This is a genomic window from Verrucosispora sp. FIM060022 (genome assembly GCF_003977705.1).
Lineage (GTDB): Bacteria > Actinomycetota > Actinomycetes > Mycobacteriales > Micromonosporaceae > Micromonospora > Micromonospora gifhornensis.
In genome coordinates, this window is record NZ_RQIV01000016.1 from 1 (window position 1) to 19,406 (window position 19,406).

15 protein-coding genes and 1 pseudogene are annotated in these 19,406 nt (G+C 72.5%); 2 read left to right on the forward strand and 14 right to left on the reverse strand.

All coding sequences use genetic code 11. From position 1 onward, the window contains the following. Positions 1-156: 156 nt before the first annotated feature. A pseudogene (locus EG812_RS30155) lies at positions 157-444 on the forward strand (hypothetical protein); the annotation flags it as partial. Positions 445-1,016: 572 nt separating this feature from the next. Here the strand turns inward: EG812_RS30155 and EG812_RS27280 are convergent. The 14 genes from EG812_RS27280 to EG812_RS27345 form a co-directional block, all read right to left on the reverse strand. Continuing rightward, the gene (locus tag EG812_RS27280) at positions 1,017-3,911 is read right to left on the reverse strand and encodes a helix-turn-helix transcriptional regulator (RefSeq protein WP_126713269.1); all 2,895 of its coding nucleotides are present in this window, start codon (positions 3,909-3,911) and stop codon (positions 1,017-1,019) included. Positions 3,912-4,014: 103 nt separating this feature from the next. Then, on the reverse strand, positions 4,015-4,626 hold the full coding sequence (locus EG812_RS27285) for a TetR/AcrR family transcriptional regulator (RefSeq protein ID WP_126713310.1): 612 nt from the start codon (positions 4,624-4,626) through the stop codon (positions 4,015-4,017). 46 nt (positions 4,627-4,672) lie between these two features. Further along, positions 4,673-5,908: an acyl-CoA dehydrogenase family protein gene (locus EG812_RS27290; RefSeq protein ID WP_126713270.1), complete on the reverse strand. Its 1,236-nt coding sequence runs from the start codon at positions 5,906-5,908 to the stop codon at positions 4,673-4,675. Between the two features lies 1 nt (position 5,909). Continuing rightward, a complete protein-coding gene (locus EG812_RS27295) occupies positions 5,910-6,944 on the reverse strand; it encodes a phosphotransferase family protein (protein ID WP_126713271.1) in 1,035 nt (344 codons plus the stop codon). After that, positions 6,937-7,701 (reverse strand): SDR family NAD(P)-dependent oxidoreductase, encoded by a 765-nt coding sequence (locus tag EG812_RS27300; RefSeq protein ID WP_126713311.1) that lies wholly within the window; start codon positions 7,699-7,701, stop codon positions 6,937-6,939. Before EG812_RS27300 ends, EG812_RS27295 begins: the two co-directional genes overlap by 8 nt. Before the next feature lie 131 nt (positions 7,702-7,832). After that, entirely contained in the window at positions 7,833-9,113 is a 1,281-nt protein-coding gene (locus EG812_RS27305; protein ID WP_013733289.1) for an ABC transporter substrate-binding protein, read from the reverse strand. Between the two features lie 57 nt (positions 9,114-9,170). Next, positions 9,171-10,277, reverse strand: a complete 1,107-nt coding sequence (locus EG812_RS27310) for a branched-chain amino acid ABC transporter permease (RefSeq protein ID WP_126713272.1) — start codon at positions 10,275-10,277, stop codon at positions 9,171-9,173. Further along, complete coding sequence (locus EG812_RS27315) at positions 10,274-11,152, reverse strand: branched-chain amino acid ABC transporter permease (protein ID WP_126713273.1); 879 nt, start codon at positions 11,150-11,152, stop codon at positions 10,274-10,276. Before EG812_RS27315 ends, EG812_RS27310 begins: the two co-directional genes overlap by 4 nt. Positions 11,153-11,169: 17 nt before the next feature. Then, positions 11,170-11,889, reverse strand: a complete 720-nt coding sequence (locus tag EG812_RS27320) for an ABC transporter ATP-binding protein (RefSeq protein WP_013733286.1) — start codon at positions 11,887-11,889, stop codon at positions 11,170-11,172. Continuing rightward, positions 11,889-12,671, reverse strand: a complete 783-nt coding sequence (locus tag EG812_RS27325) for an ABC transporter ATP-binding protein (protein ID WP_126713274.1) — start codon at positions 12,669-12,671, stop codon at positions 11,889-11,891. Before EG812_RS27325 ends, EG812_RS27320 begins: the two co-directional genes overlap by 1 nt. Before the next feature lie 90 nt (positions 12,672-12,761). Next, the gene (locus tag EG812_RS27330; protein ID WP_126713275.1) at positions 12,762-13,901 is read right to left on the reverse strand and encodes an acyl-CoA dehydrogenase family protein; all 1,140 of its coding nucleotides are present in this window, start codon (positions 13,899-13,901) and stop codon (positions 12,762-12,764) included. Further along, the gene (locus EG812_RS27335; protein ID WP_126713276.1) at positions 13,898-15,055 is read right to left on the reverse strand and encodes an acyl-CoA dehydrogenase family protein; all 1,158 of its coding nucleotides are present in this window, start codon (positions 15,053-15,055) and stop codon (positions 13,898-13,900) included. The genes EG812_RS27330 and EG812_RS27335 overlap by 4 nt, the downstream gene beginning before the upstream one ends. 119 nt (positions 15,056-15,174) lie before the next feature. Beyond that, positions 15,175-16,005: an alpha/beta hydrolase family protein gene (locus EG812_RS27340; protein ID WP_050814728.1), complete on the reverse strand. Its 831-nt coding sequence runs from the start codon at positions 16,003-16,005 to the stop codon at positions 15,175-15,177. 160 nt (positions 16,006-16,165) lie between these two features. Beyond that, complete coding sequence (locus tag EG812_RS27345; RefSeq protein WP_126713277.1) at positions 16,166-17,407, reverse strand: glycoside hydrolase family protein; 1,242 nt, start codon at positions 17,405-17,407, stop codon at positions 16,166-16,168. A gap of 141 nt (positions 17,408-17,548) precedes the next feature. Between EG812_RS27345 and EG812_RS27350 the strand changes: the two genes are divergently transcribed. Then, on the forward strand, positions 17,549-19,336 hold the full coding sequence (locus EG812_RS27350) for a glycoside hydrolase family 15 protein (RefSeq protein WP_126713278.1): 1,788 nt from the start codon (positions 17,549-17,551) through the stop codon (positions 19,334-19,336). Positions 19,337-19,406 lie beyond the last annotated feature (70 nt).

Here is a 19,406-nt window from a genome sequence, read left to right on the forward strand (position 1 = left end):
CGCGATCAACTGCTCATCCGTGACCGCATCCGCCGGCCTGGCCGCCGGCTCCTGCCCCGAGGTGATCTCGGTCGTCATCTGGCGTCTCTCCCTTGATCGGTCGATCAGCCGTTATTTGTACAGTCCCCCTCCTGGACAGGCACGGCCGGCAACCACCAGGCCGCCATCACCGACTTCGAACAACTCCTCACCGACCAACTACGCGTCCTCGGCCCCGACCACCCCCAGACCCTCAACACCCGAGGCAGCTTGGCCAATTTGCAACTGCGGCGAGGGGCGGTGCTGGCCGCACGAACACATGCAACGGCGAAACTCGAAGCAGAAAGACGATTATTCGGAGCACACGACCACCGGACGCGGCAAACACAAACACTAGTAGACGAGATTAGGAACCGCTTGGGTGGACGGCCGAGACCGAGGCGTAGCAACCGAAAGAAGCGCTGATCCGCTCGCCAGCAGACCAGGCGTGTGGACCAGTGAATATCGGAATGTCATAATTTTGACTTCCGGTTTCAGAAGGACTCGCCATACGGACTCTTCGTTTCCAAAGGTGCTACGGGGGCGATAAGCTGCGTCAACAGCAGCGTGAGCTGCTTACACGGTCCACCGGAGTCCATGGCGTTCGGAACTTATCCACGCCCCGCTTTTAACGGCTCGACCGCTTGAGTACTTCATGGTCTGCGACATGCGACGCGGGTTGCGGCATGGAGTACGCCTAGCGCATGGTGGACCCGATGGCCGACATAGGGTGTGCGCCGTAGCAGGTCGTTGGAATCCGGAAAACGGACCGGAAGGCTTCCTCGCAGCATCCATTTGCTCATCTATGCTCGAACCGGTCTGCTGCACCGCCAGGCACCCGCAAGGTGGCGTCGGCGCACATGGTCTACCGCCCCGGGCTCGTCAGGACGACGTGCCGCCCCGTTGATCCGTGCAGTGGCTTCAACCCTGGGATGAACCCGGTCATCGCGACAGCCCGCGGAACGGGTACGGCTTGACCAGATGCGTCGGTCGCTGCCTCAGCCCAGGGCGCGGGCCAGTTCGGTACGGGAGCGGATGCCGAGCCGGTGGTAGATGTTGCGCAGGTGGTGGTCGACGGTCCGGGTGGACAGGAACATCTGTGTGGCGACCTCCCGGTTGGTGGCGCCGGCGGCGACCAGTTGGGCGATGCGCAACTGCTGCCCGGTGAGCAGCCGTACCGCCTGCCGGTCCGGCGTACCGACGGACTCCCCCGCCGCGCGTAGCTCCACGGTGGTTTGCCGGGCCCATACGTCGGCGCCGAGCAGGACGAAGGTCTGCCGGGCCCGGTGCAGGTGGTCGCGGGCGTCGCGGGGCCGCCGGTTGCGGCGTAGTTCCCGGCCGTAGAGCAGTTCGGTGCGGGCCCGTTCGAAGGTGGCGGCGTCGGCCGGGTGCAGGCACAACGCCCGGTCGAAGTGTTCCTCGGCTTCGGCGCTGCCGCGTGGGGCCAGCAGCGCGTGGCAGCGGGCCGACAGCGCCCGGCGCAGCGGGCTGGCGGTGCTTCCCGCCCAGCGGTCGAAGACGGCGAGGGCGGCTCGGGCCCGGGCGGTCCTGCCGTCGTGGGCGGCGGCTTCCACCAGGTGGGGTGTGGCCATCACCTGGACGAGCACCTGGCCGCGTCCGGTGCCGGGTCGGGCCAGCGTGGCCAGTCGGTCGGCCGCGTCGGCGTACCGGCCGTCGACCAGGTCCAGCACGCCGAGGGCCCACTGGGCGAGGGCGTACGGGCGGCTGCCGGGTGCGGCGGTGTCGCCCAGTTCGGCGACGTGGCCGAGGCAGGCGTCGTGGTCGGCCCGCACGGCCGACAGCACGGCGAGCAGACCGAGGTGTACGCCGGCAGTGGCGTGCTGTCCGGCGGCCCGGGCCACCCGCAGTCCTTCCTGGCAGCTTTTCGCTGCGGCGTCGTGCCGGCCCAGCCAGTACTCGCTCATCGCGCGCAGTTCCAGCGCCCTGGGCAGCAGCGACACTTCGCCTCGGTCGGTGGCCAGGTCGACGGCGTCCTCGGCGAGCCGGTACGCCGCAGCGTCGACCGCGACGAGCAGGCCGGCGGCGGCCGCACCGGTCAACGCGGTCGGGGTGACCGCGGCACCGCGCAGCCGACCGCCGAGGGCCACCGCCCGGCGCAGCAGCGGGCCGCCGTGGGCGTGCTCGCCCCGCAGGGTGGCGGCGACCCCGGCGACCAGGGTGGTCAGCAGGTCCGCCCACGGTGGATCCCCGTCGCGGCGGAGTGCCTGCACCCGGCGGGCCACCTCGGCGTAGCGGTAGTGGTCCCCGGAGAAGCAGACGGCCTCACCGGCGCGGACCAGGGCGACAAGTGCCGACTCGCGGTCGACGTCGGCCAGCGTGGTGGCGGCGGCCAGCAGGGTGGGCAGTGCGGTGGAGGCGCGACCGCAGCGCAGGTGCATCTCACCGCGCAGCAGTTCGGCCAGGCCAGCCGTGGCAGCGGTCACCGGCGGGCCAGCGGCGCTGGGGCCGGTCGGCGCGGGTGGGGTCACCGGCGGGCCAGCGGCGCTGCGGCCGGTCGGCGTGGGTGAGGCTTGGTGTGGTGGTGCGCCGGTCGCGTCGGCGACGCGGTGCAGCAGCGCGTGGGCCCGTTCGGGTTGTCCCGCCTGCCAGGCGTAGCGGGCCGCGGTGACCTGCCGGGCGGTGGCGAGCGCCGGGTCGTCGCTGAGTTCGGCGGCCCGGGCCAGCGCGGTCGCGGCCACCGACCGGTCCTGGTGGACCTGTGCTGCGTCCTCCAGCTCGGCGGCCAACGTCGGGTCGCCGCCGTCGGTCGCCGCGGCCTGGTGCAGGGCCCGACGCAGCCGCGATCCGGTGCCGTCGAGGGCGGCGGCGAGCAGCAGGTGGGCGTCGCGGCGGGCGGCGACGGAGGCGGTCGCCTCGATCATGCTGCGGGCCAGCGGTCGGGGAAAGTCGGCGCCACCGGGTGTGGTGATCCGGATCAGGCCGGCGGCCTCGGCGGGTACGAGTGCCTCGACGCCGCTGCCGGCTGCGCGCAGTGCGCGGCCCAGGGTGACCGGGTCCACGGCGGCGGCCCGGCCGGGCGGGGTCGGGTGGGCGAGGTCGGCTGCGGCGATCGCGGCCAGCAGCAGCGCGCCCTGGGTGTCGCGGGGCAGGCGGGTCAGCAGGGCGCGGTAGGTCCGGCCGAGGGTGCCGTCGGTCGGCGGTGCGGCCGGCAGGGGTTCGGTGCCGCACCATTGGCCGGGGGTCAGCGTGCCGGCGAGGTCGACGAGTGCCTGTGGGTTTCCGGCGGCGAGGGTGGTCAGGGCGGCCAGCACCGGCTCGGGTGGGGGTGGGCCGGGGCGGCGGGCGGTCAGCAGGGCGAGGCTGTCGGAGGGGTCCAGGGGCAGTAGTCGGCGGCCGGGTATCGCCGGCGCTGCGGTGTCGTTGCCGGCGGTGAGCAGGAGCACGACCGGCAGTTGGGGCAGTCGTCGGGCCACGAAGGTCAGTACCCGTGCCGTCGGGGTGTCGCCTACGTCGAGGTCGTCCATGGTGCACAGCAGCGGGCCGTCGTGGGCGGTCTCGGCGAGCAGTCCGAGGACGGCGTGGGAGAGGATGAGCTGGTCGCGGTCGGGGCAGCCCTCGCCGGTCAGGGCGTCGCGCAGCACCTGCCGCTGCCGTTCGGGGAGCGCGTGTGCGCGGTCGAGCACGGGGTCGAGCAGCCGCTGCAGTCCGGCGTAGGGCAGCATCGCCTCGTCGGCCAGGCCGGCGGCGGCGAGCAGGCGGCGACCTGCGCGGTGGCGGTGGGCGTACGCCAGCAGGGCGGTGCGCCCCGCGCCGGGCTCGCCGTGCAGCAGGAGCGCTCCGCCGGCCGGTGCGGCGAGCAGCGAGCGGATCTCCCGGCACTCCCCCTGCCGGCCCCGTAGCACTTCTATTTGCACTGCTGATGCACTAACCATGCATCGAGTCTCGCCTATCGGACAGCGCTTGAGAAGAGGCAGAAGCGGAACTCTGCGACAACCGCCCCAGGTCACCCGCCGTCGCGGTGCCGGCTGCGACCCGTCAGCGCTCGTCCAGCTGAGCCAGCAGCGCGCCGACGGTACGGGCCATCACCGCCCGGGCGGCGTCCACGCCCAGCCCGAGGCCGTCGCGCAGGGTGGACCAGGCAGGCCAGGTGCTGGCCGCCACCACCGCGTTGACCACCTGGTCGCGTGCCGGCCCGGCGCGGTCGAGTTCCTCGGCGAACAACTGCTCGATCTCGTCGCGTACCCGGGCGATGTGCTTGAGCCGGTTGCGGCGCAACTGCGCGGAGAACGGCTCGCGCATCTGCGCGGCCCGCGCCGACGGTGCGATCAGTTGCAGCAGCTTGGCCCGCTGCCGGCAGAAGGCGTCGACCCGCTTGGCGAGCGGCAGGGTGGGCGAGATCGGCCGCCAGGCGGCGTCCTGCTGGCGCAGCAGCTCCGCGCCGCTGGCCTCGAACAGGGTTTCCATGTCCTTGAAGTTGGTCCAGAGCGTACGCAGGGAGATGCCGGCCCGCTCGGCGATGCGTTCACCGGTCGGACGCAGGTCGCCCTCGGAGATGAGCGCGAGATGCGCCTCGACGATGGCCGCCCGGGTGCGTTCCGCCCGCGCAGTGCGCCCGTCGACCCGACCGGCGGTCTCGGCACCGACCATCCGCGTCCGTCTCCTCACCCTTGCTGCTCCCTCGTGCCAGCCGAGTCTAGACGCGCGCCGGTACGGCATCCGCGTCCCGATACCGGCGCAGCTCCCGGCGGGCCAGCGACTGGCGGTGCACCTCGTCGGGGCCGTCGGCGATGCGTACCGCGCGGGCGCGGGCCCAGAGCCGGGCCAGCGGGGTGTCCTGGCTGACCCCGGCCGCGCCGTGGGCCTGCACCGCCCGGTCGATGATCCATTCGACGGTCTCCGGCACCGCGATCTTGATGGCCTGGATCTCGGTGTGCGCGGCCCGGTTGCCGACGGTGTCCATCAGCCAGGCGGTCTTGAGCACCAGCAGTCGGGCCTGCTCCAGGCGTACCCGGGCCTGGGCGATCCAGTCCCGCACCACGCCCTGCTCGGACAGGGGCGCACCGAAGGCGTGCCGCTGGCTGACCCGCCGGCACATCAGCTCGACGGCCCGTTCCGCCATGCCCAGCAGCCGCATGCAGTGGTGCACCCGGCCCGGACCGAGCCGGGCCTGTGAGATGGCGAAGCCGGAGCCCTCGGTGCCGATCAGGTTCGTCACCGGCACCCGTACGTCGACGAAGTCGATCTCGGCGTGGCCGCCGTGGTCGCCGTCGTCGTACCCGAAGGCCGTCATGCCTCGACGGACGGTGACGCCCGGGGTGTCGCGCGGGACGAGGATCTGGCTGTGCTGCTGGTGCCGGGGCGCGGACGGGTCGGTCCGGCCCATCACGATGAAGATCGCGCACCGTGGGTCCATCGCGCCGGTGACGAACCATTTGCGGCCGTTGACGACGTACGCGTCGCCGTCGCGTTCGATGCGGGTGGCGATGTTCGTGGCGTCGGAGGAGGCGACGGCCGGTTCGGTCATCGCGAAGGCGGACCGGATCCGGGCGTCGAGCAGCGGGGTGAGCCACTGTTCGCGTTGCTGGGTCGAGCCGAACTGGGCGAGCAGTTCCATGTTGCCGGTGTCCGGTGCGGCGCAGTTGAGCGCCACCGGGGCCAGCCACGGGCAGTGGCCGGTGATCTCCGCCAGGGGCGCGTACTGGAGGTTGGTCAGGCCCGCGCCGTGTTCGCCGGGCAGAAAGAGATTCCACAGGCCGCGCCGACGCGCCTCGGCCTGGAGTTCGGCCACCACCGGCGGTGCCGTCCACGGTTCGTCGGCCCTCCGGGTCTGGGCTTCGAAGATCGGCTCGGCCGGGTGGACGCACTCGGTCATGAACTCGTGCAGGCGCTCGCGCAGCCGTTCGGTGGTGTCGTCGTAGCGGAAGTCCACGTCATCGTCTCCCTAGGGTGCTCAGGCCCTCGGCGATCAGCGGCGGCACCCGCGCGCCGATCTGGTCGAATCCGTCGCCGACGGTCTGGCCCTGCACGTAGCGGTAGTGCACGCCCTCCAGGATCACCGCGAGTTTGAAGGCGGCGAAGGCGAGATACCAGGGCAGTGCGTCGACCGACCGTCCGGTGCGTCGGGCGTACCTGGCGGCCAGTTCGTCGGTGCCGGGCTGTCCGGGTGCGGTCACCCGGCGGGCATAGACCAGCGACAGGGCCAGGTCGGCCAGCGGGTCGCCGAGGGTGGACATCTCCCAGTCCAGTACGGCGCGTACGGTGCGGTCCTCGCCGAGCAGGACGTTGTCCAGCCGGAAGTCGCCGTGCAGCACGGCCGCCGAACGGGTCTCGGGTACGGCGGCGGCCAGCCGGTCGTGCAGGTCGCCGATGCCGGGCAGGTCCCGGCTGCGGGAGGCGTCGAGTTGACGTTTCCAGCGGCGGACCTGCCGGGCGTTGAACCCGTCGGGGCGACCGAAGTCGGCCAGGCCGACCGAGGCCGGTTCGACCGTGTGCAGCACGGCGAGCAGGTCGATCAACCGGAACGCCAGGTCGCGTACCTGCGACGGGGACCAGCCGACAAGCTCCTCCGGTTCCCGGTGCACCCGGCCGGGCACCTGCCCCATCAGGTAGAACGGCACTCCGAGCACCGTCGGGTCGGCGCAGTGGTGGACCATCGGCGGCACCGGGACGGCGGTCGGCGCGAGGGCGTGCATCACCCGGTACTCCCGGCCCATGTCGTGGGCGGTGGCCAGGACGTGGCCCAGCGGCGGGCGGCGCAGCACCCACCGGGTCTGCCCGTCGGTCACCGCGTAGGTGAGGTTGGACCGCCCGCCGGTCAGGAGCGCGCCGTGCAGCGGCCCGGTGAGCAGCCCGGGCACCTGGCGGTGCAGGTAGGTCGCCAGCCGGTCCAGGTCGAGTCCGGGCAGCGGCCCGCCGTCGTCCGAAGCGGCGTCGTCCGGCGTGGCGCTGTCTGCCGGGTCAGGCATCGCGGTGCTCCGTCTGCTGCTGGAGGCGGTTCATTCCGCGCAGCCAGCGGTCCGGGTCGGCGGCCCGGTGGGCGTACCAGTCGGCCACCTGCGGGTGTGGCAGCACCAGGAACCGGTCGTCGTCCAGCGCCTCCAGCACGCAGTCGGCCACCTGGTCGGTGGTGACGGCGGTGGCGTCCAGCAGGGCGCTGCTCATCGCGTCGCCGGCGGCCAGCATCGGGGTACGCACACCCTGCGGGCAGAGCGCCTGCACGACGATGCCCCGGTGTGCGTACGTGGCCCGCAGCCATTCGGCGAAGCTGAGCGCGGCGTGTTTGGTGACCGCGTACGGCGCGTTGCCGAGCATGGTCAGCAGGCCGGCGGCCGACGCGGTGACCAGCAGCCGCCCCCGCCCGGCGGCGAGCCAGTGCGGCAGCAGTTCGCGGGCGGCGTGGACGTGGGACATCACGTTGACCCGCCAGGCCGTCTCCCACGCCCTGTCGTCGGCGTCGCCTGCGGGTGCCACGCCGGCGTTGGCGCAGTACAGGTCGACCCCGCCGAGGCGTCGGCGGGCGAAGTCCACCAGGTCGGCGACACCGGCCGGGTCGGCGGCGTCACCGGGGCAGGCGTGGCCGCCGATCCGAGCGGCCACGGCCTGTGCCGCCTCGGCGTCGAGGTCGTTGACGATCACGCGGGCCCCGACGGCGGCGAGCCGCTCGGCGAGGGCCGCGCCGATGCCGGAGCCGGCACCGGTCACCACGACCGCCGCCCCCGGCAGCCACGGTGCTCCTTGCCTCCTGCCGGCGGTCGCGCCGTCGGTGGCCGGGTCGGCTGTCGACATCGGACTCCCGTCTGCGGTCGGGCGTGGTCCGCACCCGTACGCAGGTGCGGACCACGCGGACGTGTTACTCAGGCGGTCGGCACGCCGTTGACCGGAGGCGACACGGGCGGTGCGGTGTACTCGTTGACCGGTCCGTCGGCCTCGTCGGTCTCGTACGTCGGGCCGAAGTAGCTCTGCTTGCCCCCGCTGACCCGGCTCAGCCGGCCCCCGCCGTAACCGGAGTGGTCGGTGGCGGAGAAGCGCAGCGGCGCCACGCCGGGCCCCTGGTAGCCGCCCTTGCGGACGGCCTCGACCAGCGACTCGCGGGTGAGGTCCTTGCCGGCGGCCAGCAGCACCTGCACGAACAGGTAGCCCACGGCCATCCCGTAGACGGTGTTGCCGTCGAACTCCGCCCCACCGTTGTGTTCGGTGTTGACCTTGGTGAACAGCTGGATCCACGGGTTGTCGGTGTCGCCCTGCATCGGCAGGTAGTTCAGCCCGACCATGCCCTCCAGCAGTCCGGCGGCGTCGCCGAGTTGCCGGGCCAGCGTCGGGTGGTCGGCGCCCACGTTCGACACCACCCACTGGGGACGGAAGCCCAGCCGGGCGGCGGTGCCGACGGACAGGGCGGTGAAGCCGGGCACGGTGGCGAGGATGACGACCTCACAGCCGGCGGCCTTGAACGCGCCGATCTGGGGGGCGACGTTGGTGTTGCTTGTCACGTACGTCTCGCGGGCCACCACCCCGTCGGTGCCGAGCACCTTCTCCACGCCGGCCAGGGCGTCCTGCCCGAAGTCGTCGTCCTGGCCGAGGAAGCAGACCTTCCGGCCGGGCAGGGTGGTCTTCACGTGGTTGGCCAGGATCTTGCCTTCGACCGTGTAGTCCGGGTTGAAGCCGAAGGTGTTCGGGTAGCGGTCGGGCTGGTCCCAGTTGCGGCTGCCGGAGGCGACGAAGAGGTCGGGCACCCGGTTGGTGTGCAGGAAGTCCAGCACGCCGGTGTGGGTGGGGGTGCCGAGGCCGTTGAGGACGGCGAAGACCTTGTCCTGCAGGACGAGTTGGCGCACGACCTGCTGGGTGGTGGCCGGGTTGTAGCCGTCGTCCATGACCTTGTACGTGATTTTGCGGCCGTGTACGCCGCCGTTGGCGTTGACGTAGTCGAAGTAGGCCTTCGTGGCCGGGGCGATCTTCGAGTAGCCGGCGGATGCCGGTCCGGTCAGCGGCATGTGGGTGCCGACGACGATCTCCGTGTCGGTGACCCCGGGAACCGGTTCCCCGGCGCCGGGGCCGTCGTCGGAGCCACACGCGGTCAGAGTGAGCAGCAAGGTGAGGGTGGTGGCGATCGCGAGACCGCGCCGTTCCGTGGTTCGCATGGGACACCGACCTTTCATCGGTCCGGTTGTGCGAGGTGGGTGGTGGGGGTGGGGCGGTTACGAGCGCCCGGCCGGCCGGCGGGCGCGCAGCGCCCTGGTCAGTCGGGACAGCTGACCCTGCACACCGCCGGGGGCGGCGATCATGACCACGATCAACGTGGCCCCGAAGATCGCCAGCGGGAGGTTGCCCTCCAGCCGCTGCGCCGTCGCCGGTGAGAGGGTGAACAGGTTCGTCAGGGAGTGCGTCAGGTCGGGCAGGACGACCAGCAGGAAGGCGCCCCACACGGCGCCGGCGAGCCGGCCGAGACCGCCGATGACGACGGCCATGAGCAGGAACAGCGACAGGTTCAGACCGAACGCGCCGGGTGACACGCTCTGCGCGAGCACCGCCAGCAGGGCGCCGCCGAGGCCGGCGCCGGCCGCGCTGACCACGAAGGCGATGACCTGGGTACGGGCGACGTGGATGCCGGCGAGCCGGGCGGCGACCTCGTCGTCGCGTACCGCCCGGAACAACCGGCCGTAGCGGCTGCGGACCAGGTTGGCCAGCACCACCAGGCAGAGCAGGGTCGCCCCGGCGGCCACCCAGAGTTGCCACCGCTCGTGCGGGAAGTACAGACCCAGCCCTGCCGGTGCGGGTGCCACCGGCACCGACAGGCCCTGCTCGCCGTTGAAGAGGCCGTCGAAGGTGACTGTCAACGCCGGCACCACCACCGCCACCGCCAGGGTGAGCCCGGCCAGGTAGGGGCCGCGCAGCCGGGCGGCGGCGACGCCGACGACCAGACCCACCGTCACGGTGACCGCCACGGCGGCGACCAGTGACAGCAGCAGCACCGCGCCGGAGGTGACGCCCCGGTCGAAGAAGGCGTTCTGGCACAGCGCGACCGTGTACGCGCCGGTGGCCATCAACGCCCCGTGTCCCAGGGAGAGTTGCCCGCAGAGCCCGGTGAGGATGGTCAGTCCGGCGGTGGCGCAGAGGTAGGCGGCCACCGTGGCGAGTTGGAAGTTGCGGTACGAGTCGAGCTGGTAGCTGACCAGCAGCACCACCAGCGCGGCGGCGACGGCGACGGCGAGGTGACGGAGCAGGGTCGGCACGGACCGGCCGGTACGGACGAGATCGACGGCGCGCTGTCGGTGGGGCGGCGCGGGCGCCCGGGTGGCGCTCACACCCGCCTCGCGGTGACCGTGGCGAACAGTCCGCCGGGGCGCAGCAGCAGCACCGTCAGCAGCAGGGCGAGTACCGCGAGCGGGATGAGGTCGCCGCCGGCGTACCCGCTGACGTAGGACAGCAGCAGGCCGACGCCGAGGCCGCCGACGACCGCGCCGGGTGGGCTGTCCAGCCCGCCGAGCACCGCGGCGGTGAACGCGGAGACGAAGACCAGGTCCATCGCGTGGGGATGCAGGCCCAGTTCGGTGGGGATGACAAGCATCGCGGCCAGTGCGCCGACGCCCGAGGCCAGCGCCCAGCCGAGGGTGAGCATGCCGCCGACGTTCACGCCGAGCAGTCGGGACACCTCGGGTGCGAAGGCCGCCGCCCGCATCCGGAGCCCGATCGCGGTCCGGGTGAAGATCCAGACCAGGGCCGCGCCGACCGCGCCGACGGTGGCGAAGACGAACAGGTCGTACGGGGACAGCACGGCGGTGTCGCCCACCGTCAGCGCGGTACGGCTCATCGGGGCCTGTGCGGGCAGGTACTCGTTGCCGTACACCATGCCGAGGATCGCCTGGATCAGCAGGACCAGCCCGAGCGCGACGATCACCGGGTTCAGTGGTGAGCGGTGGTCCACCAGTCGCATCACCGCGATGTCGACGATCGCGCCGAGCAGCAGTCCGGCGAGCAGTGCCGCGGCGAAGCCGAGCCAGTACGACCCGGTCGCGGCGGTGACGCTGTAGGCGACGTACGCGGCGGCGACCGCCATCGCGCCCTGGGCGAAGTTGACGATCCGACCGGCTCGCCAGATGAGCACCAGGGCGAGGGCGAACGCGGCGTAGACCGCGCCCCTCGACAGCCCGTCGAGGGTGAGGAAGAGGAAGCGGTCCACGGTCCTCCTAGCGTTTGTCAGAATCCGAGGTAGGCGTGGCGCAGGTCGGCGTCGTCGCGCAGCCGCTCGGCCGGGGCGGCCAGGACGACCCGGCCGAGTGACATCACGATGCCCTGGTCGGCGACGGCCAGGGCGCTGCGTACGTTCTGCTCGACCAGCAGCACGGTCAGCCCGGTGTCGTCGCGCAGCCGGCGCAGCAGCGCCATGGTCTGGGCCACCACGCGGGGTGCCAGGCCGAGCGACGGTTCGTCCAGCAGCAGCAGGCGGGGTCGGGCGACCAGGGCCCGGCCGAGGGCCAGCATCTGCCGTTCGCCACCGGAGAGCTGGTGGCCGAGGTGCCGTCGTCGCCGCGCGAGCGGTTCGAACAGCTGGTAGACCTCGTCGAGGGCGCGTGCGGCGTCGCGGCGGTCGCGGCGCCACAGCGCGCCGAGGCGCAGGTTCTCCGCCACGGTGAGTTCGCCGATCACGCCGCGGCCTTCCGGTACGTGTGCCACGCCGCGCCGGACGAGTTGCTCGACCGGGGTGCCCCGCAGGTCCTGTCCGTCGAACAGGATCCGGCCGGCGCTCGGGCGCAGCATGCCCGACAGGGTGCGCAGCAGGGTGGTCTTGCCGGCGCCGTTGGCACCGATGACGGCGGTGATGGTGCCGGTGGGCACCCGCAGGTCGACGCCGTGCAGCACCGGCACCGGCCCGTAGCCGCAGGCCAGGGCTTCGGCGGTGAGCAGGTCGGCGGTCATCAGGCGGCCTCGTCGACGGTCGCGCCGAGGTAGGCGTCCACCACGGCCGGGTCCTCGCGGACCGCCTCGGGTGGCCCGGCGGCGACGACCCGTCCGAAGTCGAGCACCACGATCCGGTCGCAGACGGCCATGACCAGGTCCATGTGGTGTTCCACGAGCAGCACGGCGCAGGGGTCGGTGGATCGGTGCGGCAGCGTCCGGATCAGCTCGGCGAGGTTGTCCACGTCGTCGGCGCCGAGTCCGCCGGCCGGTTCGTCGAGCAGCAGCAGTCGGGGGCGGGCGGCCAGCGCGCGGGCGAGGGCGACCCGTTGGCGTACGGCGAACGGGAGGGTGTCCGGCGCGGCGTCGGCGTGCTGTGCGATGCCCAGTTCGTCGAGGACGGTGCGGGCGTGTTCGCGCAGCCGGCGCTCGTCGCGGTCGCTGCGGGGCAGTCCGAGCAGCGCCGGCAGCAGGCCGGCGCGGGCGGTGTGGGTGGCCCCGGTCATCACGTTCTCCAGCACGGTGAGCCCGGCGAACAGGCCGGTGCCCTGCAGGGTGCGGGCGATGCCCAGTCGGGTGAGCCGGTGCGGTCGGGGCCGCAGCGGCCGGCCGTCGAGGGTCAGCGTGCCGGTGTGCGCGGTGACGAAGCCGCACACGACGTTGAACAGGGTGGTCTTGCCGGCGCCGTTGGGGCCGATCACCCCGACCACCTCGCCCGGACCGACCTGAAGCGAGACGTCGTCGAGGGCGGTGAGGCCGCCGAAGCGGACGCCGACCTGGTGCAGTGCGAGACCGTCCGTCATCAACCCTGCCCCTCGCCGCGCGGCCCAAACTTATTACACTGGGAGTGTACGTTTCTCGCGTGTTTCGTCAACACCTTCGATGCCGCGTCCTCAGCGGCCGGCATCGCCGAAGGCGGTGGCCGTGACCGGTGGCGGCAGGTCGACCAGCCGGGCCAGGGCGGCCCGGTGCCGGTCCGCGGTGCCGAAGGCGATCGCGGCGCTCTTGGCGCGCTTGAGGTACAGATGCGCCGGGTGCTCCCAGGTGAAGCCGATCCCGCCGTGCAACTGGACGCAGACCTCCGCCGCCCGCACCGCCACCGGGCCGCAGTACGCCTGGGCCAACGCGGCCGCCAGCGCCGCCTCGGGACCGGCCGCGCCGAGCCGGTCGGCGGCGTACCGGGCCACCGCCCGGGCCTCGGTCAGTTCCACCCACACGTCGGCCAACCGGTGCTTGACCGCCTGGAACGAGCCGACCGGACGGCCGAACTGGTGACGCTGGCGCACGTAGGCCACCGTCGTGTCCAGACACCACTGGGCCAGGCCGACCTGTTCGGAGGCGAGCAGCGCCGCGCCGGCGGTCAGCGCCGCCGTCACCGCGTCGGCAGCGGCGTCGCCGGTGGCGATCGGACGGGCCGCCGCAGCGGTGAACTCGATGTCGACGAGCGGTCTGGTCGCGTCCAGCGACACCACGGCGGACATCCGCACCGCCGGTTCGGCGGCGTCGACGACGTAGAGCGCGTCGCCGGCCGGGACCAGCAGCAGGCCGTGCGGCACGGCGTCGGCCACACCGGTCACCCGACCGGTGAGCGTCGGTCCGGGACCGACCGTGACCGGGTCCGGGCGGGCCTCTGGCGCGGTGGCGAGGTCGGGTGCGGTGGCGAAGTCGACCGCCACCGTCACGTCGCGGTCACCGGCGGCCAGCCGGCGCAGCAGGGTGTGCTCGGCACAGGCCAGCAACGCCCGGGTCGCCACGGCGGCACCCAGGAAGGGCACCGGCGCGACCGCCCGACCCAGCTCCTCCAGCACCACCGCGACCTCGCGGAAGCCGGCTGCGGCGCCGCCGTGCTCGACGGGCACGGCCAGCCCGGTCACGCCGAGCTGGTCGACAAGTCGACGCCACAGTGTCGCGTCGTACGGATCGCCGCCGTCGACGGCGGCGAGCGTGCGTTGCCACGGGGCGTGCGTGGCCAGCAGCGCGCGTACGGTGTCGCGCAGGGCCTCTTCGTCGGCGTCGTAGAGCAGGTCGCTCATCGGTCCACCCGGGGTTCGGTGGGCAGCCCGAGCACCCGCTCGGCGATGATGCTGCGCAGGATCTCCGAGGTCCCGCCCTCGATGGAGTTGCCCCGGGCGCGCAGGTAGCGGTAGGTGGCGGTGCGGCCGAGCAGGTCGGGTTCGGTCGGGCGACGCATCGTCCAGTCGTCGTGGCGCAGCCCTTCGGCGCCGCGCAGCTCCACCTCCAGTCCGCTGATCCGCTGGCTCAGCTCGGCGAAGGAGAGCTTCACCGCCGAGCCTTCGGGGCCGGGCTCGCCGGCGGCGATCAGCTGCCGCAGCCGCAGCGCGGCCAGCCGGGCGGCTTCGGCGCCCACCCAGGCGCGCAGGACCTCGTCGTGCAGCCCGGCGGTGCGCAGCTCGGGGCGTTCCCGCCACAGCCGTGCCAGCACGCCCACCATGCCGCCCTCGCGGGGCAGCGGTCGGCCGCCGATGGCGACGCGTTCGTTCATCAACGTCGTACGGGCGATCTGCCAGCCCTGCCCGACCGCGCCGATGCGGTGGGCGTCGGGCACCCGGACACCGGTGAGGAAGACCTCGTTGAACTCCGCTTCGCCGGTGGCCTGCCGCAGGGGACGCACCTGCACTCCCGGCGCGGTCATGTCGCAGACGAAGTAGGTGATGCCGTGGTGCTTGGGCGCGGCCGGATCGGTACGGGCCAGCAGGATCGCCCAGCGCGCCTCGTGGGCCAGCGACGTCCACACCTTCTGACCGTCGATGATCCAGTCGTCGCCGTCGGGCACCGCCCGGGTACGCAGGCTCGCCAGGTCGGAACCGGCGTCGGGTTCGCTGAACAGCTGGCACCACACCTCTTCACCGGTCCACAGCGGCCGCAGCCAGCGTCGGCACTGGGCGTCGCTGGCGTGCCGCAGCAGGGTGGGCGCGGCCATGCCGAGCCCGATGCTGTTGCGCCGGGGCCGGTTGTCCGGCGCGCCGGCTGCGGCGAAGGCGTCGTCGACGACCGCCTGCAGTTGCGGCGGGGCGCCCAGGCCACCGCGCCCGGGTGGGTGCTGCACCCAGGCCAGCCCGGCGTCGAAGCGGGCGCGCAGGAAACCGAGGCGGTCACCGTTCGGGTCGTGCGTGTCGAGGAACGCGGCGACCAGCGCGCGCAGCCCGTGGGCCGTGTGGTCGGACACCCACCACCTCCAGAATTTTTGCACTGTCAATGCAATATACGGCCGCCGGTCCTCGGGACGGAAGACCGGCGGCCGAACGATCCGGGGCAGCCTGAGTCGCGGCCGCCCCGGCAGGACCGTCAGTGCGGGCAGGTGTTGCGGTACTCCTCCACGGCCAGGCCACTCGGGCCCGGGCAGAGGAACTGGTCGTAGCGGGTGTCGTCGTCGACGAACCGCTTCAGCCAGGCCACCATCTGCTTCGCGGTGGGGGTGTTGACCGTGTTCGGGAAGAAGTGGCCCTCGTTGTTGAGTTCCAGGTACGCCTTCTCCGCCGAGGCCGGGATGCTGTTGTAGAACGGCTCGGAGTGCGTGGCGACCGAGGCGACGGAGTCGCTCTCACCGCCGATGATCAGCGTCGGCACCCGCAGGTTCGACCAGTTCTTGGTCAGGTTCCACGGCGCCAGCGGCACGGCGGCCTGCAACGACGGCCGGCTCGCGGCGGCCTCCAGGCTGCCGCCGCCGCCCATCGAGTGACCGGCCACGGCGAGCCGGCTGGAGTCGATACGGCTGCGCACCGAACTGCGCTCGGTCAGGTAGTCCAGCGCGGCCAGCAGTTGCCGACCCCGGCTGCTCGGCTGGTCGAGGCGGGTGATGGTGTCGATGCCGATGACCACGAAGCCGTGCGAGGCGATCCGCGGCCCCAGCCAGTCCAGACTCGACCAGGAGGCGGTGTAGCCGGGCGAGATGGCCACTGCGCCGAAGGTGCCCGCGGTGGTGGTCGTCGGGTAGTAGATGACGCCGCCGCCGAAGCCGCTGACCAGCGAGGAGACGGTCGTCGACGAGGTCGCGAAGGGGCCGCGGCTGGCCTCCAGGATCGCGTTGGTCGGCGCCGGTCCCCGCTCGTACGGGTTGGCGGCCTGGGCGGCGGACGAGGTGGCGACGACGCCACCGGCGGCCAGGACGGCGGTCATCGCCAGCCGGGCCAGGAGGGTGAGGGAACGGGGACGGGTGGTGGTGGTTGATCGCACGTCGGATACTCCCTTGGGTTGGAGCTGTATCGACTGCGATCAGTGTTTGGGGCTGTCCGCCGACCCCGCATCGGCAGAATCACCAGTCACCCGCTCCCCCGGCCTAGGAGCGACCCGCCGCCCGGTAGGCCGCGCCCGCCTCGGTGGCGGTGCCGTCCTCGCGGTACAGACCGTGTGCCGCATGCTCGCCGCTGGCCGGCAGGGCGAACCAGGCGTACCGCTCGACGTACGGCGTGGCCTGCAACGCGGCGGTCGCCTTGTCGATGAACGTGACAAGCTGCTGCGGCGTCGGGTGGCGCGGCGCGCCCTGGCTGAAATCGATCAGGCCGAACTCGGTGATCCAGATCGGCAGGCGGTAACGTTCGTGGACCGCGTGCACGTACTGCATCAGGTGGTTCGCCGCCTCGTCGCCGAAGTCCGAGCCGTACCAGTGCAGGGCGATGAAGTCGACCCGCAGCCCCCGCTCACGGACACCGGCGAGGAACCGGTCCAGCCAGCCGCCGGGGGTGTCGGCGCCGAAGGCGACGGCCGGGCTACCCAGCCGCATGCCGGTGTGCTGCAGCCGGGGCCACAGGTCCAGCGCGTGCTCGACCGACATGTTCGCCTGTCCCGGCAGGTCCGGCTCGTTGAAGCCGAGCAACGTGCGGCCGGACCGCTGGGCGGTGGCCAGGTCGGCGTCGGTGACGAAGGTGGCACCCCAGATCATCGGTACGAACTCCGGCGCCGCCGGCGCGTCGCTGCCCGAGGTGGACCAGTCGTAGTACCAGGTCGCCCCCACGTCCCGGATGCCGTCACCGCCGGGCGGGAACGCCCAGGTGGCCACGCCCTTCTTCGCCTCGGGTCCGGCCACCTGCGGGCTGCCGCTCGCCGCCCAGGTCTGGGTGACCACGCCGGAACAGCCGCGGATCTGCAACGCCGTCCCGGTCTGGGCCCCACCGGACGCGTCCAGGCACTTGCCGGACCCGGTGTTGATCAGCTGTCCGTTCTCCAGCAGCCAGTCCTGCGCGCCGGTGCCGTTGCAGTCCCACAACTGCACCCGTGCGCCGGCATCGTGCGAGCCGCCGTCCACGTCCAGGCACTTGCCGAACGCGCGCAGCGTCCCCTGGCGCCCGATTCCGGCCCAGTTCTGCGCGTTGGTGCCGTTGCAGTCCCACAACTGCACGGTGGTGCCGTTCTGCGTACCGGACCACTGGACGTCGACACACTTGCCGGCCACCCCGACGATCGGTGCGCTGCGGTCGGCCTTCGCCGACGGCACGGCGACCAGGCCGGCCGCGCCCGCCAAGCAGGTGAGGGTCGCCAGAGCCCAGACGAGCCGCCTGCGGCTCACAGTGCGTGAGGTCATCAACGGTGCTCCTCGATATCCACGGTTGTTGCGGGTACCACGGCGCGCACCCCGCCGCGGTTCACCGGCGCGCAACAAACGTCGTAGCCGCTGCCACCACGGCCCGGGGCATGGGCAGCGCGACCACGGGTACGAGCGAACATGGCCGTGATCAGTGATTACGCCCTTCTCGGCGACTGCCAGGGCGCGGCGTTGGTCTCCTCGGACGGGGTCGTGGACTGGTGGTGCCCGCCCCGATTCGACGCGCCGAGCGTCTTCGCCCGGCTGCTCGGCACCACCGGCGGCTTCTGGTCGATCCGGCCGCTCGGGCGGTACACGACCTCCCGGCACTACATCGACGGAACGATGGTGCTCCGCACCGAGTTCCGCACCCCGACCGGTGTGCTGCGGTTGACCGACGCCCTCAGTCTCGGCGCCGGAGAACGCGGTCACCGCATCGGCTTCACCTCTCCGCACGTGCTGATCCGGCAGGTCGAGGCCGTCACCGGCACGGTCGACGTGGCGGTCGAGGTCGCGGTCCGGCCGGAGTACGGGCTGGTCAGCCCCACGATCACCGAAACGCCGGCGGGGCTGGACATCGCCGGCGCCGGCGACCGGTTGACCCTGGCCGCCGACCGTGCCCTTGCCGTCGACGGTGCACTGGTGACCGCGCGATTCACCCTCGCCGAGGGCGACAGCGCGGTGTTCGCCCTGCACCACCGCCGCTCCGCCGACCCGCCGACCGCCCTGCTGGACGGGCGGGCGGCGCTGCGGGACACCATCGCCGCCTGGCAGTCCTGGGACCGCCTGCACCAGGACTACCAGGGCCCGTACCGCGAACACGTCCGGCGCAGCGCACTGGTCCTTCAGGCGCTGACCTACCAGCCCACCGGGGCGGTGGTCGCGGCGGCCACCACCTCGCTGCCCGAGCAGGTCGGCGGGGCGGCGAACTGGGACTACCGGTTCGGTTGGCTCCGCGACGGCAGCGTCACCCTCAGGGCGCTGTGGGTCGGTGCCTGTCCGCACGAGGCGAACCGCTTCTTCGACTGGATGGCCGCCTCCATCGGATCGGTGGGCGCCACGGACCACATACCGATCATGTTCGGCGTGGGTGGCGAGCGGGACCTGACCGAACACACCCTGGAGCACCTTGAGGGCTACCAGAACAGCCGGCCGGTACGCGTCGGCAACAACGCCTGGCAGCAGAAGCAACTCGACGTCCTCGGCGAGCCGCTGGAGTGCGCCCTGGTCCTGCGCGACGAACTCGGGGACCTGTCACCGGCCGCCACGGACCTGCTGCGCACCTTGGCGGACCGGGCCGCCGACACCTGGCAGGAGCCGGACGCCAGCACCTGGGAGGGACGCGAGGGCGAGCGGAACTACCTGACGTCGAAGTTGCTGTGCTGGGTGGCGCTGGACCGGGCCATCAAACTGGCGTCGACCCTGGACGCTGAGGCACGGGTCCCCCGGTGGTCGCAGGCCAGGGACCAGATCCGCGCGGCGATCCTGACCCAGGGCTGGAACGACTCGCGTCAGGCGTTCACCGGCGCGTTCGGCTCCGACCACCTCGACGCCGGGCTGCTCGTCATGCCGATCACCGGGTTTCTTCCCGGCGACGACGACCGGGTCGTGGCCACCGTGGACGCGATCAGACGTGAGCTGGGGCGCGACGACCTCCTGCAACGCTGGACCGGAGCCGGTGAGGAAGGCGCCTTCATCATCTGCTCGTACTGGCTGGCGGAGGCCCTGGCGCGAGCCGGCAGACTCGACGAAGCCAAGCAGGTGTACGAGAACGTCACCGGCCACGCGAACGACCTCGGGTTGCTGTCGGAGGAGATCGACCGCCGCGACCGCAGCCTGATCGGGAACTTCCCCCAGGCGCTGTCCCACATCGGGGTCATCAACGCCGCCTGGATCATCGGCGAGGTCGAATCCGGCAACCGGCCGTGAGCCCATGGGGTGCCTCGGGCTCGGTTACGTCTGCGGCGAGCGGGTACGCGCCGGTAGAACGGGGAACAGC